General features: G+C 71.8%; 14 protein-coding genes and 1 riboswitch. Of the genes, 8 read left to right on the top strand and 6 right to left on the bottom strand.

Features of this window, described 5'->3' with window-relative positions; translation table 11 throughout:
- Window positions 1-634: response regulator (locus VHK87_RS08285; protein ID WP_329634428.1), on the top strand; the 634-nt coding region annotated here is incomplete at its 5' end.
- Here VHK87_RS08285 and VHK87_RS08290 read toward each other — a convergent pair.
- Window positions 631-2,538 carry a potassium transporter Kup gene (locus VHK87_RS08290; protein ID WP_329634429.1) on the bottom strand — a complete coding sequence of 636 codons (1,908 nt, stop codon included), beginning with the start codon at window positions 2,536-2,538 and terminating at the stop codon, window positions 631-633. The genes VHK87_RS08285 and VHK87_RS08290 overlap by 4 nt on opposite strands.
- Window positions 2,539-2,728: 190 nt before the next feature.
- On the opposite strand from VHK87_RS08290, the gene VHK87_RS08295 reads away from it, so the two are divergent.
- Window positions 2,729-3,526, top strand: coding sequence for an SDR family oxidoreductase (locus VHK87_RS08295; RefSeq protein ID WP_329634430.1), 798 nt, complete (start codon window positions 2,729-2,731; stop codon window positions 3,524-3,526).
- Between the two features lie 3 nt (window positions 3,527-3,529).
- Here VHK87_RS08295 and VHK87_RS08300 read toward each other — a convergent pair whose 3' ends face one another.
- A complete protein-coding gene (locus tag VHK87_RS08300; RefSeq protein ID WP_329634431.1) occupies window positions 3,530-4,213 on the bottom strand; it encodes a MarC family protein in 684 nt (227 codons plus the stop codon).
- 96 nt (window positions 4,214-4,309) lie between these two features.
- Here VHK87_RS08300 and pyrF point away from each other — a divergent pair, with 96 nt between their 5' ends.
- Window positions 4,310-4,999, top strand: coding sequence for an orotidine-5'-phosphate decarboxylase (pyrF, locus tag VHK87_RS08305; RefSeq protein ID WP_329634440.1), 690 nt, complete (start codon window positions 4,310-4,312; stop codon window positions 4,997-4,999).
- Between the two features lie 80 nt (window positions 5,000-5,079).
- On the opposite strand, the gene VHK87_RS08310 is transcribed toward pyrF, so the two are convergent.
- The 3 genes from VHK87_RS08310 to VHK87_RS08320 form a co-directional block, all read right to left on the bottom strand.
- The gene (locus tag VHK87_RS08310) at window positions 5,080-5,517 is read right to left on the bottom strand and encodes a hypothetical protein (protein WP_329634432.1); all 438 of its coding nucleotides are present in this window, start codon (window positions 5,515-5,517) and stop codon (window positions 5,080-5,082) included.
- Between the two features lie 85 nt (window positions 5,518-5,602).
- Window positions 5,603-6,757, bottom strand: a complete 1,155-nt coding sequence (locus VHK87_RS08315) for a serine hydrolase (RefSeq protein ID WP_329634433.1) — start codon at window positions 6,755-6,757, stop codon at window positions 5,603-5,605.
- 139 nt (window positions 6,758-6,896) lie between these two features.
- Window positions 6,897-7,133 carry a DUF1674 domain-containing protein gene (locus VHK87_RS08320; protein ID WP_414694132.1) on the bottom strand — a complete coding sequence of 79 codons (237 nt, stop codon included), beginning with the start codon at window positions 7,131-7,133 and terminating at the stop codon, window positions 6,897-6,899.
- Window positions 7,134-7,190: 57 nt separating this feature from the next.
- Here VHK87_RS08320 and VHK87_RS08325 point away from each other — a divergent pair, with 57 nt between their 5' ends.
- From VHK87_RS08325 to purH, 5 genes are all read left to right on the top strand, one after another.
- Window positions 7,191-7,571, top strand: a complete 381-nt coding sequence (locus VHK87_RS08325; RefSeq protein WP_329634434.1) for a hypothetical protein — start codon at window positions 7,191-7,193, stop codon at window positions 7,569-7,571.
- A gap of 165 nt (window positions 7,572-7,736) precedes the next feature.
- The gene (locus VHK87_RS08330) at window positions 7,737-9,041 is read left to right on the top strand and encodes an RsmB/NOP family class I SAM-dependent RNA methyltransferase (RefSeq protein WP_329634435.1); all 1,305 of its coding nucleotides are present in this window, start codon (window positions 7,737-7,739) and stop codon (window positions 9,039-9,041) included.
- 8 nt (window positions 9,042-9,049) lie between these two features.
- Entirely contained in the window at window positions 9,050-9,715 is a 666-nt protein-coding gene (gene rpe, locus VHK87_RS08335) for a ribulose-phosphate 3-epimerase (protein ID WP_329634436.1), read from the top strand.
- Window positions 9,716-9,717: 2 nt separating this feature from the next.
- Window positions 9,718-11,466, top strand: a complete 1,749-nt coding sequence (locus tag VHK87_RS08340; RefSeq protein WP_329634437.1) for a heparinase II/III family protein — start codon at window positions 9,718-9,720, stop codon at window positions 11,464-11,466.
- 43 nt (window positions 11,467-11,509) lie between these two features.
- Window positions 11,510-11,590, top strand: a riboswitch (ZMP/ZTP riboswitch).
- A gap of 24 nt (window positions 11,591-11,614) precedes the next feature.
- Window positions 11,615-13,228: a bifunctional phosphoribosylaminoimidazolecarboxamide formyltransferase/IMP cyclohydrolase gene (purH, locus tag VHK87_RS08345; RefSeq protein WP_329634438.1), complete on the top strand. Its 1,614-nt coding sequence runs from the start codon at window positions 11,615-11,617 to the stop codon at window positions 13,226-13,228.
- Between the two features lies 1 nt (window position 13,229).
- Here the strand turns inward: purH and VHK87_RS08350 are convergent.
- Window positions 13,230-13,938, bottom strand: a 709-nt coding sequence (locus tag VHK87_RS08350; protein WP_329634439.1) for a sialate O-acetylesterase, incomplete at its 5' end; no start/stop codon positions are given.

The following is a 13,938-nucleotide window of genomic DNA, read 5'->3' on the forward strand; positions in this document are numbered from 1 at the left end:
CTTCGAGCCGTTCTTCACCACCAAGGCGATCGGACGCGGCTCGGGCCTAGGGCTGAGCCAGGTGTTCGGCCTGGCCAAGCAGTCGGGCGGCGGCGTGCGCATCGAGACGCAGGTCGGATCCGGCACGACCGTGAAGGTCTACCTGCCGCGGGCCTCCAATGCGGCGGCCGCGGACGAGCCGCGCGAGATCGGCCCCGCGTCCCTGGGCCGGGCCGGCGACGTCGTGCTGCTGGTCGACGACGACGCCGCCGTGCGCGAGATCACAGGCGGGATGCTGCGCGAGCAGGGCCTTGAGGTGATCGAGGCCGGCAGCGGCGGCGCGGCCCTCGAGCTGCTCGACCGGACCGGTCGCCTGGACCTCGTCCTGATGGACTTCGCCATGCCGGGTATGAATGGCGCGGAACTGGCCCGCGAGGTCCGCGCCCGCCGTCCCGGCCTGCCGATCCTGTTCGCCACCGGCTATGCGGGCGTCGAGGACCTGGTGGAGACCAGCGACGAAATGATCGTCCAGAAGCCGTTCGACGCCGAGCAACTCGCTGAACGAGTGGCCGCGGCGCTCGAAGCCTCGCGCGCCCAACCCGCGCGCCAGGCCAGTCGCGCAGAGCACCTCGCCTCCGCGTCCCCCTCCGCCTAGACGGTCACCTGGGTGCCGAGCTCGACCACGCGGCCCGGCGGGATCTTGTAGAAGTCGGTCGGGTTTGCGGCGTTCTTCATCAGGAAGATGAAGATCTTGTCCTGCCACAGGGGCATGCCCGAATGGGCCGACGGCACCACCGAGCGCCTGCCCAAGAAGAAGCTGGTCGCCATGATGTCGAACTTCAGCCCCTGCTTGCGGCACAGGCTGAGCGCCTTGGGGATATTCGGACTCTCCATGAAACCGTAGGAGACCACGACCTTCTTGAAGTCGTCGTCGATCGGCTCGATCCGCACCCGGTCCTGGTCCTTCACGCGCGGGATCTCCGCCGCGTCGACCGAGAGGATGATGTTCTTCTCGTGCAGGATCTTGTTGTGCTTCAGGTTGTGCATCAACGCGACCGGAGCCATTTCGGCGTCCGACGTCAGGAACACCGCCGTGCCGGGCACCCGGTGCGGGCCGCGGGCGCGCAGGATCTCCGACAGTTCGGCCATCGGCACCGAGTCGCGGCGGGTCTTCTCGGCCAGTATCTGGGTGCCGCGCGTCCAGGTCCACATGATCACCACCAGCGCGGCGCCGAGCACGAGGGGCGCCCAGGCGCCGTCGGGGATCTTCAGGAGATTGGCCGCCACGAAGATCACGTCGATCACGCCGAACGCCACGGCGGCGGCGATCGCCTGCCACAGCGGCCGCTTCCAGAAGTAGCGGATGATCACGTAGAACAGGGCGGTGTCGACCAGCATCGCTCCGGTCACCGCGATCCCATAGGCGGCGGCCAGGTTGGTCGAGTTCCGGAACATGAAGATCAGCACCAGGACGCCCACCAGCAGGGCGTTGTTCACCTGGGGCACGAAGATCTGGCCCGCCTGGGTCTCGCTGGTCCGCTTGATGTCGATGCGGGGGAACAGGCCCAGCTGCACCGCCTGCTGGGTCACCGAGAAGGCGCCGGTGATCACCGCCTGGGACGCGATGATCGTCGCGGCCGTGGCGAGCAGCAGCACCGGCCAGAAGGCGATCTCCGGGATCATCTCGAAGAAGGGGTTCACCCGCGTTTCCGGATGGGCGAGCACCATCGCGCCCTGGCCAAAGTAGTTGAGCAGCAGGCAGGGCAGCACCAGCCCGCCCCAGGCGGTGCGCAGCGGCCCTTTGCCGAAGTGGCCCATGTCTGCGTAGAGCGCCTCCGCGCCCGTCACGGCGAGGAACACCCCGCCCAGCACGATCAGCCCCAGGAATCCGTTGCCGGCGATGAAAGCCAGGCCGTAGTGGGGCGAGAGGCCGCGCACGATCGACAGGTCGTCAGAGATGTGCAGCAGCCCCAGCACGCCCAGCGTCAGGAACCAGACCACGGTGATCGGCCCGAAGAAGCGGCCGACGCTCGCCGTGCCGCGCGACTGCACCAGGAACAGGGCGATCAGGATGGTTATGGCGATCGGCGTGATGAAGGGGTGCAGCGCCGCGCCGATCCCCGGGGCCCGCTCCAGCCCCTCGACCGCGCTCATCACCGACACCGCCGGGGTCAGCACGCCGTCGCCGTAGAACAGCGCCGCGCCGATGAGCCCCAGGACGAACACCCAGGGCGAGCGGTGTCCGATCGCCCGCTGCGCGAGCGCCATCAGCGCCAGCGTGCCGCCTTCGCCCTTGTTGTCCGCCCTGAGCAGGAAGACGACGTACTTGACGGTGACGATGAGGATCAGCGCCCAGGTGATCAGCGAAACCACGCCGAGCACAGTCGCCTCGCTCGTCGCGCCGGCAGGCGCGGTCTCCAGCGCCACCCGCATCGCGTAGAGGGGACTCGTGCCGATGTCGCCGAAAACGACCCCGACAGAACCAATGGTCAGGGCCCAGAAGCCCTCTTTCCGAGGGGCGTGGCCCGCCTCGTCGGACGCCATGGCCGCTTCAGCCATATACAGTCTCCGGGAACGACGAAACGCTGTTCCCCAGGCGGCACCATGCCGTCGTGCGCGCGGCGCTCTACACCCAATGGGTGGGCGGTTCAATCTGGAGCGTCGCCGGGGGCGAGCGGTTCCGGAACGCCTCGCTTGACGCGGGCGCCGGGCCTGCCACCTTCCGCGGACTGCTCGATCGAGGGGCTCCATGGACCGCAAACTCGCCCTGGTGACCGGCGCCTCCGCCGGCATCGGCGCCGCCTTCGCCCGGATCTACGCCAGCCACGGCTACGACGTGGCCCTGACCGCACGCCGGGCCGACCGGCTGGAGCGCCTGGCCGAGGAGATCCGCCTGCGGCACGGTGTCGAGACCCTGGTGCTGCCGGCCGACCTCGCTCGCCCCGACGCGCCGGGCGAGATCCTGGCGGGCCTGGAGGCCCACGGCCGAGCCGTGGACGCGCTGGTCAACAACGCTGGCTACGGCCCTTCCAGCTATGCTGACACGCCCTGGGAGGAGCAGCAGGCGGCGCTGCAGGTGATGCTGATCGCCGTCTGCGAGCTGACCCACAAGGTGCTGCCGCGGATGGTCGAGGAGCAGTTCGGCCGCATCGTCAATGTCGCCTCCTTGGCGGGCCTGCTGCCGGGGGCGGCCGGGAACACCCTCTATGCGGCGACCAAGAGCTTCCTGATCCGCTTCTCCCAGAGCCTGCACCTGGAGAACCAGGCGAGCGGCGTGCACGTGACCGCGCTCTGCCCCGGCTTCACGTATTCGGAGTTCCACGACGTGAACGGCGCCCGCGAGCGGGTGACCGCCGCCACCCCCGAGTGGCTGTGGCAGGGCGCCGACGAGGTCGCCGCAGTCGGCTACGAGGCGGTGGAGGCCGGCCGCCCCCTCGCCGTCCCCGGCGCGCCCAACAAGGCGATCGCCGCCGCCGTGAAGCTGATGCCCGAGGAGTGGACCCTGTCGCTGGTCGCCAACCAGGGCGGACGGCTCAGGAAGCTCTGACGGCTACTCCGCGTAGGGCGCCGCCGCGTCGGCCCGGATGACGCCGTTGGTGGAGTCGGCGATCCCGACCATCACGAACTGCACCGCCATGGCGCAGAGGATCAGGCCGAGCACCCGCACGACGATCGAGGTGCCGATCTTGCCGAGCACCCTGCCGACCAGATGGCTGAAGGCGAAGGCGGCGAACACCAGCACCGCCGCCGCCAGGATGATGCCCAGGCCCACCGCCGTGCCGGTCAGGCCATAAGGCCGCGCCTCGCTGGCATAGATGATCACCGTCGAGATGGCGCCTGGGCCGATCAGCAGCGGCATGCCGAAGGGCACGATCAGCCCCTCGAACCGGCGCCTGGCCCAGCTGCGGGCATCGCCGTCCCCCTCGGCCACCGCAGCGAAGCGGGCGGTGAAGTCCTCCCGCGCCATCTCCAGGCCGAGCAGGAAGAGGATCACGCCGCCGGCGATCCGGAAGGCCGGCAGCGAAATCCCGAAGAAGGTCAGCAGCGAGAGGCCGGTGAAGTAGAAGAAGGTCAGGAAGCCCAGCACGAAGAGCGCGATGTAGAAGGCCACCAGCCGCCGCCCGCGCGGGTCCGCGCCCGTCGTCGCCGCCGCGAACAGGGGCACGTTCCCGATCGGATCGATCAGGGCGAACAGGGCGATGAAGAAGTTGACCGCGAAGTCCCAGTGGCTCATGCACGGCTCTTAGCCCAAATCGCCTCGCGCGCCGACTGGCGCGCCCCCGCCACGGAGCCCTTCGCCATGGCCGCCCCTGCGCTCGCCGCCGCCCCGCTGCCCGCCGATCCCCGGCTTATCGTCGCGCTGGACGTGCCGACCGCCGACGAGGCGCGCGCGTTGGTGGCCCAGCTCGGCGAGGCGGTCAGCTTCTACAAGGTGGGCCTGGAGCTGTTCGCCGGCGGCGGCATGGCGCTGGCCCGCGAGCTGAAGGACCAGGGCAAACAGGTGTTCCTGGACTGGAAGCTGCACGACATCGGAACCACCGTGCAGCGGGCCGCCGCGGCGCTCGCCCAGGCCGGCGGCGACTTCCTGACCGTCCACGGCGAGCCGCAGGTGATGGAGGCGGCGATCCGCGGAAAGGGCCGCTCTGACCTGAAGATCCTGGCGGTGACCGTGCTGACCAGCCTCAACGACGAAGACCTTACCGAGATGGGCTACGGCGAGACCGCCCGCGCGCTGGTGGAACGCCGCATCCACCAGGCGATCCGCGCCGGCTGCGAGGGCGTGGTGGCCAGCCCCCACGAGGCGGCCCTGGCGCGCAAGATCGGCGGCCCCGGCTTCCTGGTGGTCACCCCCGGCGTGCGCCCCGACTGGTCGGCCAAGAACGATCAGGCTCGCGCCGCCACGCCCCGCGACGCGCTGGCGAACGGCGCCTCCCACATCGTCGTCGGCCGCCCGATCACCGCCGCCAACGACCCGTTCGAGGCCGCCCAGCGGATCGCGGCGGAGATCGCGGGGGTCTGAAACCACTCCCGTCATCCCGGACGGCCGCCAGGTTGATCTGGGTCCCGGCTCTTCGCTGCGCTTCGGCCGGGACGCTGAGATTAGTGCCGCTTGCCGCCCTTGTGGCCTTTGTGGTGACCCTTGAAGCCGCCGCGGAAACGGACCTGAACGCTGGCGTGCGCCGAGGCCCGGGCCGAGGCGAAAGCTGAAGCCTGGGCGCCGGCGCCCGCGCCAACCACGACGAAGCCGCCGCCGCCCACCCAGCCGCCGTCCGGGATCGGGCCGACGCCGCCCGCGTCATAGAAGAAGCTGGCGGGCAGGCTGATCTCGCCGCAGGTCTCGAGGCAGGGCGGGCGGCGATGGCCATAGTGCTCGTAGCGCTCGTGACGCTCGTAGCCGCCCTCATAGTGGCGCTCCTCCTGGCTCCAGCCGCGGTGGCGGTGGTGGTCCACGCGCCCGCAGTCGTCGTGCTCCGGGCAGGCGAGGGCGGCGCCTGCGGTGAGGCTGAAGGCCGCTGCGAGAAGTCCGATGAGCCGCATGCCGCGCTCCTTAACGAAAGCTTTACGGCAGCCTAAGCACAAGCCGGGGCCGCCTCCAGCGCATGCACCCCCAAGGCGAGCGCGCCTACTCGGTGAGCTCGCCCGGCTTTCGCATACTGGCGAGCTCGGCGGCCGGTCCCGCCTCGGCCACCCAGCTCTCGGCGACGGCCCGGCTGACCGCCTGCATGAAGGCCAAGCGCTGCGGCACCGGCTTGAAGGTCCGGCGCATCATCACCGCCACGGCGTAGGTCCGGCCGTCGGGCGCGGTCAGCAGGCCAACGTTGTTGATGCCAATGGAATAGCCGCGCAGATCCTGGCCGGTGCCGGTCTTGTGCGCGATGGACCAGCCGAGCGGTAGGCCGCCCTTCAACCGGTTCGGGCCGGTACGCGCTTCGGCCATCATCGCCAACAGGACGGCGGTGGAGTCCGGCGAAAGCACCTCGCCTCGCCTCAGCGCCGCCAGCGCCTGGACGATGGCGTTCGGGCTCGCGCCGTCCAGCGGCTGGGCCAGGTAGGCGTCCATCGCCTGGTCGCGAGCCCAGTCGGGCAGCGTGGCGCGAGCCTGCTGGAAATTACGACCATAACCGTACTCCGGCCGCCAGGTGAGGCCGGCGATCTGGGCCTGCAGGTCGCGCTCCTCGGCGCCGATGCCAACGCCGGCCAGCCTCAGGCGCCGCAGCGACACGTCCACTGCCTCGACGCCGCCGACGGTGCGGATCAGCTTGTCGTTGGCTGCATTGTCGCTCTCGGCCAGCGCCCGCAGCATCAGCTCGCGCACGGTGGTGCGGTAGCCTTCCGGCCCCAGCCGTTTGACAATCGGCTGTGAGAAGACGCTGCGGTCGGCCTCCTCGAACACCACCTCCTGCTCGAGCGAGAGCTCGCCGCGATCCACGGCGTCGAGCGCGGCTACGGCGACCCACAGCTTGGAGACGCTCTGCTGCGGATACGGCGAATCCCCATCGACCGCCGCGATCCAGCCGGAGCCCACGTCGGAGACGGCCACGCCGACCGGCTCGCCCCAGGCGCTCGCCAGGGCCTGCAGCCGTTCGGCAAGCTGCGGCGGCGGCTCAGGCCGACGGGTGGGATAGACGACCTGCAGAGCGGCCGGAGCGGGCGCGGAATTCGCGGCCGAAGCGCGACTGGTGGCGCGCTCGGCGGCCATCATACCGGTAGCCAACAGGGCTGCGGCGGCGGTAAGCGCCGCCACGCCGATCATCCAGCCCCGCCGGGAAACACGCATCGCACTAGGCCCCGCCATCGTCAGGAGAACGCGTGAGGGTGGGCTCCGACGCAAGCGTCACTGTTATGTGATGCTGCACTGCAACAAGCGTGGCCATGCTGCACACTATGCTGCGCAGCATGAACCTCAGCAGAATGGCCTAGAAGTCGACGGCGATGCCCTTGCGCTCCCAGTCGCCGAAGCGGGTCGGCTCGGGGCCCTTGGGGCCGCCCAGCTCCCCGGCGCGGGCCGCAGCTTCGGCCTCGGCGCGGCGCTCGGCGGCCTCCTCCAGCGCCCGGCGGGCGGCGGGCGTCAGCGGCTTTCCGGGCGCAGCGTTGGGGGGCGAGGACTCATCCATGACGCTGAAATACGCCCAGACGCCGCAGAGCGCCAGCATTGCGCGGAGCCTCGAACCCTGATTTCGTGAACCGGCGTCATCTCGGGGGAGACATCTATGCCGCGCGTTTCACTGGCCTTTTTCACCGCCGCCGCACTCTGCGGCATGGCGGGGATGATCTGGGGGGTCGTGATGGCCTCCAGCGAGGACTTCACCCTCTCGCCCGCCCACGCCCACCTGAACCTGGTCGGCTGGGCCACCCTCGCTCTGATGGGGATCTTCTACGCTCTGGCCAAGGCCGGCGGCCGGCTCGCCTGGGCCAACTTCGCCCTGTCGGCCGGCGGCGTGGCGGTCATGGTGCCCTCGCTCGCCCTCTACCTGCAGGGCAGCAAGCCGGCCACCCTGGGCCTGCAGATCGGCACCGTGTTGGTGATCCTGGGCATGCTGATCTTCCTGGTCACGGTGCTGTCCCGCTGGAGCAAGCCGGCGGCGGCGTAACACCCTTTTCGTCATGGCCGGCTTCATGCCGGCCCCCCATCCTGATGAGGCCGGACCTGCCGCAACCGGTTCGGTCGCCGGGACGAGCCCGGCGATGAGGGCGGCAGGTGGCGAGCGCCATCTTCACCCTTGCGCCGGCGCGCTCTACAGGGCACGCCGCGCCGCGTGACCTCAGATCCCCAACTGGCGGCCAGATCCGCCGCCCTCAAGCTGCTCGAGGCGGCCCTCGCGCGCCGCACCGGCCTGGACGAGGCCCTGATGGGTCCCGCCATGTCGAAGCTTGCGGCGCGCGAGCGGGCCTTCGCCCGGGCCGTCGCCATGGCCGCCCTCCGCCGCCTCGGCCCCATCGATAAGGCGCTGGCCGGCAAGCTCACCCGCCCGCCGCCGGATCCGGTGCGCAACATCCTGCGGCTCGGCGCCGCCCAGGCCTTCTGGCTGGAGGTGCCCGAGTTCGCCGCCGTCGCCACCAGCGTCGAACTCGCCGCCGCGGGCAAGGGCACGCGGCCCTTCAAGGGCCTCGTCAACGCCGTGCTGCGAGGCCTGCTGCGGGAGGGCCCGCCCGCCGCAACGCCTGAGGACCTCGCCCCGCCGTGGCTTTTCGCGCGCTGGCGCGCGGCCTACGGGGAGGCGGCCGCCAAGGCCATCGGCGCGATGATCGCCGAGGAGCCGGCGACCGACCTCACCTTCAAGACCGCCGCGGACGCCGAGCGCCTGGCGCCGGAGCTGGAGGCGGACGCCCTGCCCGGCGGCTCCCTGCGGACGGCCCGGCGCGGCGACCTGGCCGAATGGCCGGGCTTCGACGAGGGCGCGTGGTGGGTGCAGGACGCCTCGGCGGCCATTCCCGCCCGCCTGCTCGACGTGCAGCCGGGCGAGAGCGCGCTCGACCTTTGCGCCGCGCCCGGCGGCAAGACGCTGCAGTTGGCTGCGGCCGGCGCGCAGGTCGTCGCCGTCGACCGCTCGGGCCCGCGCCTGCGGCGGCTCTCCGCAAACCTCGACCGCACGCGGCTGAAGGCCGAGGTGGTGGTCGCCGACGCCGCCGATTGGCGCGATCCGCGCACCTTCCACGCCGTGCTGCTGGACGCGCCCTGCACCGCCACCGGCACCTTCCGCCGCCATCCCGACGTGCTCTGGGCCGCCAAGCCCGGCGAGGTGGCCAGCCTTTCGGCCGTGCAGACGAAGCTGCTGAGCTCCGCCGCCGACCGGGTGAAACCGGGGGGCCGGCTCGTCTATTGCGTCTGCTCGCTGGAGCCCGAGGAGGGCGAGGCCCAGCTGGCGCGCTTCCTCGCAGCGCGCCCCGACTACTCGCTCATGCCCATCAGGGCCGGCGAAGGCGGGGCGCCGGAACAGAGTGTCCGGCCCGACGGCACGCTGCGCATCCTGCCCCACCACCTGCCCGGCGGCGGCGACGGCTTCTTCGTCGCGCGCCTGACGCGTTCCGCCGCCTTGCCCGTTTCGGGCGGCGCGGGCTAAGTCCACGCATGGCCACAACTTCGCCCCTCATCGCGCCGTCGATCCTGGCTTCGGACTTCGCGCGTCTGGGCGAAGAGGCGAAGGCCGTGGAGGCGGCCGGCGCCGACTGGCTGCACGTGGATGTCATGGACGGCCACTTCGTGCCCAACATCACCATCGGGCCGGACGTGGTGAAGGCCCTGCGCCCCCACGTGAAGATCCCCTTCGACGTCCACCTGATGATCGCCCCGGTGGACGCGTATCTTGAGGCGTTCCGCGAGGCCGGCGCCGACCTCATCAGCGTTCACCCCGAGGCCGGCCCGCACCTGTCCAGAACACTGCAACGAATCCGCAGCCTCGGGGCCAAGGCGGGCGTGGTGTTCAACCCCTCCACGCCGCCGGAGGTGATCGAGCACATCATGGACCAGGTCGACCTGATCCTGGTGATGAGCATCAACCCGGGCTTCGGCGGCCAGAGCTTCATGCCGTCCCAACTGCCGAAGATCGAACGGCTCCGGCGGATGATCGAGGCCAGCGGGCGGGATATCCACCTGGAGGTGGACGGCGGCGTGAACCCGCAGACCGCCCGCCAGTGCGTCGACGCCGGCGCGACCGCCCTGGTGGCCGGGACGGCGGTGTTCCGCGGCGGCCCCGCCGCCTATGCCGACAACATCCGCGCGCTCAAGGGCGGCTGACGGTGGCCCTGCCCGGCGCCTCCAGTCCCCAGGCCGCACTGGCCCGCGCGCCCGGCCGCATCACCCTGGAGGCCCTGGCCCAGCTGGCCCGCAGCCAGGCTCAGCGCGAATGGGCCGGAACGCCCCTGCACGAGTGGCGCATCGGCAAGCCGAAGCCCTCCGGCTTCGCCGCCCGCCCGAAGGACTTGCGCCCGCCCCGCCCCGAGATCGGCCGGCGGATCCTGGCCGGCGAGTTCGCCTTCGCCGGCTCGCGGCTGGAGGTCGGCCGCGGCGGCGATCCCTGGGACCGACCCAGCCCCAGCCGCCGCTTCGCCATCGCCCTGCACCGCTTCGACTGGCTGCGCGACCTGATGGCGCTGGGCGAGGAGGGCGAGGCCGAGGCCCTGCGCCTGACGCTGGAGTGGCGCCGGCTGTTCGGCCGCTGGAACGCCTTCTCCTGGAGCGCCGAGGTGCTGGAGCGGCGGGTCTACAACCTCGCCTGTGCCGCCCGCGCCCTGACCGAACGAGCCTCCGAGGCGGAGACGCTGGGCCTGGCGCACGACCTCTCCCGCCAGGCCCGCCACCTGCTGGCCTCGCCCGACGGTCCAGCCCGCGCCGCCGAACGGGCGATCGCCGCGGCCCTGGCCGGGACGGCCCTGACCGGCGAGGCCGGGCTTCGCCTGCTGGACAAGGCGCTGGGCCATCTGGCCCGCGCCCTCCCCATCACGGTCCAGCCTGACGGCGGCCACGCCAGCCGCTCCCCGCAGGCCGCGCTGGAGCTTTTGTTCGACCTCACCTGCCTGGACGAGGCGCTGGTGCAGCGCGGCGTCGCCGCGCCAGACGAGATGATGCGGGCCATCGACCGGCTGGCCGGCGCGGTGCGCTTCTTCACCCTGGCGGACGGCTCGCTGCCGGCCCTGCAGGGCGGCGAGGCGCTGCGTCCCGGTTACGTGGCCGCCGCCCGTGCGAGCGACGAGGCCGCCCGGCCGATCCCGCCGGCGCGCAACGGCTACCAGCGCCTCGAGGGCCGCTCTCTGCAGGTGCTGGCCGACGGCGCCCCGCCCGCCGAGGGCCCGTGGAGCACGGCCGCCTGCGCCCAGCCGCTGGCCGTCGAGGTGCTGGCCAAGGGGCAGCGGCTGATCGTCGGCGCCGGCTGGACGCCGGACGCACTGGCGCCCGCCTCAGTGCGCCTGGCCGACGGCGCCTCCACCGCCACCCTCGGCGACGGCGCCTGCGGAAAGCCCCTGGAGGGCCTCGCCGCCCGCATCCTCGGCCCCCGCCTGATCGCCGGCTACCGCCGCGTGGAGGTCGAGCGGCACGACGGCGAGACCGCCGTCTGGCTGGAGATGGAGCACGAAGGCTGGGCCGGCCCCTACGCCCTGCGCCACCAGCGCCGCCTCTACCTGGACATCGCCGCCGACGAACTGCGCGGCGAGGACCGCTTCAGCCCCACCGCCCCCTCCGAAGAAGGCTCGGAGGCCTCCAAGCGGTTCATCCCCTTCATGGTCCGCTTCCATCTGCACCCGGAGGTCCGCGCCTCGGTCGCCCTCGACCGCAAGAGCGTGCTGCTGCGCCCGCCCGGGGACGAGACCGGCTGGTGGCTTCGCAACGACGCCATCGAAGTCGTCATCGAGCCCAGCGTCTACTACCAGGACGGCCAGCCCCGCCGCTCCAACCAAGTCGTCCTGCGCGGTCAGGCCCGCCAATCCGCCGGCGCCCGCATCCGCTGGAAACTCGCCGCGGCCGAGGCCTGGCCGCCGCATCGGACGTGAGCGCGGGGCGCATTGACTCCCCCCCGGCCCGGCGTATTTTCCGCGCCATCCGCGTGACTGGCGATGAAGGTGGGCGACCACCGGGGAGCGCGGAGGGACTGCGCCGCTCGCCTGGGCATTTTCCTCGAAACACGAAGGAGATCGCCCCGTGCCCGCCGCTCCCGACTTCCCACAGGCTCCCGACCGCGTCGTCCCCAAGCGCGCGCTGCTGTCCGTCTCGGACAAGGCCGGTCTGATCGAGGCCGCCCGCACGCTGGCGGGACTGGGGGTGGAACTGGTCTCCACCGGCGGCACCCGCACGGCGATCGCGGGCGCGGGTCTCGCCGTGAAGGACATCTCCGAGCTGACAGGCTTTCCGGAGATGATGGACGGGCGTGTGAAGACCCTGCACCCGATCGTGCACGGCGGCCTACTGGGAGTGCGCGACGCGCCCGAGCACGCCCAGGCCATGGCCGAGCACGGCATCGGCGGCATCGATATCGTCTACGTCAACCTCTACCCGTTCGAGCAGACTGTGGCCTCGGGCGCCGGCTACGAGACCTGCATCGAGAACATCGACATTGGTGGGCCGGCGATGATCCGATCCGCCGCCAAGAACCACGGCTATGTGGCGGTCTGCACCGAACTCGCCGACCTGGAGGCGGTGCTGGCCGAGCTGAACGAAGGCGGCGCCACCACGCTTTCGCTGCGCAAGAGGCTGGCGGCCCGGGCCTACGCCCGCACGGCGGCCTACGACGCGGCCATCTCCAGCTGGTTCGTCGGCGCGCTCGGCGAAGAGCCGCCCGGCCGCCGCGCTTTCGCGGGCGAGCTGGTCCAGACCATGCGCTACGGCGAGAACCCGCACCAGGCGGCCGCCTTCTATCGCGATGCCAACCCGCGCACGGGCCTAGCCACCGCCCGCCAGCTGCAGGGCAAAGAGCTCTCCTACAACAACATCGCCGACACCGACGCGGCCCTTGAGCTGGTCTCCGAGTTCGATCCGCACGTGGGCGCGGCCGTGGCGATCATCAAGCACGCCAACCCCTGCGGCGTGGCGCTGGGCGCGGACCTCTCCGACGCCTATCGACGCGCCCTGCAGTGCGACCCGGTCTCGGCCTTCGGCGGGATTGTGGCGGTGAACCGCCGGCTGGACGCGGCCGCGGCTCGCGAGATCGTCAAGATCTTCACCGAGGTGGTGGTCTGCCCGGAGGCCGACGAGGACGCCATCGCGGTGTTCGCCCGGCGGAAGGACATGCGGCTGCTGATCACCGGGGGCCTGCCGAACCCGCGCGAGCCGGGGGTGCTGTTCAAGCAGGTCTCCGGCGGCTTCCTGGTGCAGGGTCGCGACGTGGCCCACATCACTCCGGCCGACCTGAAGATCGTGACGAAGCGCCAGCCGAGCGAGGCCGAGGTGCGGGACATGCTGTTCGCCTTCACCGTGGCCAAGCACGTCAAGTCCAACGCCATCGTCTACGCCCGGGACGGCCAGACCGCCGGCATCGGCGCCGGGCAGATGAACCGCAAGGACTCGGCCCGCATCGCCGCCATCCGGGCCGCCGAGGCGGCCGAGCAGGCGGGCCTGCGCGAGAGCCTGGCCAAGGGCTCGGCCTGCGCCTCCGACGCCTTCTTCCCCTTCGCCGACGGCCTGCTGCAGGCGGTGGAGGCGGGCGCCAGCGCCGTCATCCAGCCCGGCGGCTCAATCCGCGATCAGGAGGTCATCGACGCCGCCGACCAGGCCGGCATCGCCATGGCCTTCACCGGCGTGCGGGTGTTCCGGCACTGACTTAGCGCTTCGCCGCCCGCCGCTTCCACGCCTCGTAGAAGGCGCCGCCCAGCTGCACCTGCCCGGCGGCGCTGAAGTGGGCGCGGTCGGGCTGCATGGGGATGTGGTCGGTGCTGAAGGCGCCGAGCCTCGTCTGGGCCCCGCGGACGGGTCCGCCCCGGTCCCACTCGTCGGCGATACGAGCCATGACGATGGTCGGTCCGGCGATCCACCAGTCGGAGCGGATGCGGGCGAAGAGGGCGCTCAGCGCCCGCTCGTGGGCCGCGGCCTTGGCGGGGGCGACCGTGTCGCTCTCGCCGCCGATCCAGAGGATGACGACGCGGTCCAGGTCGCGCAGCTGGGCCTTGGCGGCCTGCACGTCGCGGGTGGCGAGGTCGTACTGCTCGCCGCGGGAGGCGGGCGACCAGTCCCAGGCCCTGGGGTCCTTCACCACGCCGGTGGAGCCCTTGGCGACCTTGACGAGATAGAGCCGCTCGCCCGGGTGATCGGCGCGCCAGCGGCGGACGAACTCCACTTCCGGGCCCCAGGCGCGGGGCGTGTTGGGACCGCCGGTGTTCACCCCCGGCGCGAAGGTCTGGAAGCGGCCGTCCCGCCAGATCCGCACGTTCGGGTCGGCCCGCACGGTCGGCGGCAGGTTGGCGGGCCCGAGGTTCTGTCCCACCGCGTTCGACTGGCCGGCGACGATGACCAGCGTCGAGAGAACCGCCGCC

Source organism: Phenylobacterium sp. (genome assembly GCF_036263695.1).
Taxonomy (GTDB): Bacteria; Pseudomonadota; Alphaproteobacteria; order Caulobacterales; family Caulobacteraceae; genus Phenylobacterium.

Bases quoted from the DNA above. Each gene is read 5' to 3' on its own strand.
- VHK87_RS08290 (WP_329634429.1), bottom strand. From the start codon at position 2,538: ATGGCTGAAGCGGCCATGGCGTCCGACGAGGCGGGCCACGCCCCTCGG.
- VHK87_RS08295 (WP_329634430.1), top strand. From the start codon at position 2,729: ATGGACCGCAAACTCGCCCTGGTGACCGGCGCCTCCGCCGGCATCGGC.
- VHK87_RS08300 (WP_329634431.1), bottom strand. From the start codon at position 4,213: ATGAGCCACTGGGACTTCGCGGTCAACTTCTTCATCGCCCTGTTCGCC.
- VHK87_RS08310 (WP_329634432.1), bottom strand. From the start codon at position 5,517: ATGCGGCTCATCGGACTTCTCGCAGCGGCCTTCAGCCTCACCGCAGGC.
- VHK87_RS08315 (WP_329634433.1), bottom strand. From the start codon at position 6,757: ATGCGTGTTTCCCGGCGGGGCTGGATGATCGGCGTGGCGGCGCTTACC.
- VHK87_RS08320 (WP_414694132.1), bottom strand. From the start codon at position 7,133: ATGCTGGCGCTCTGCGGCGTCTGGGCGTATTTCAGCGTCATGGATGAG.
- VHK87_RS08325 (WP_329634434.1), top strand. From the start codon at position 7,191: ATGCCGCGCGTTTCACTGGCCTTTTTCACCGCCGCCGCACTCTGCGGC.
- rpe (WP_329634436.1), top strand. From the start codon at position 9,050: ATGGCCACAACTTCGCCCCTCATCGCGCCGTCGATCCTGGCTTCGGAC.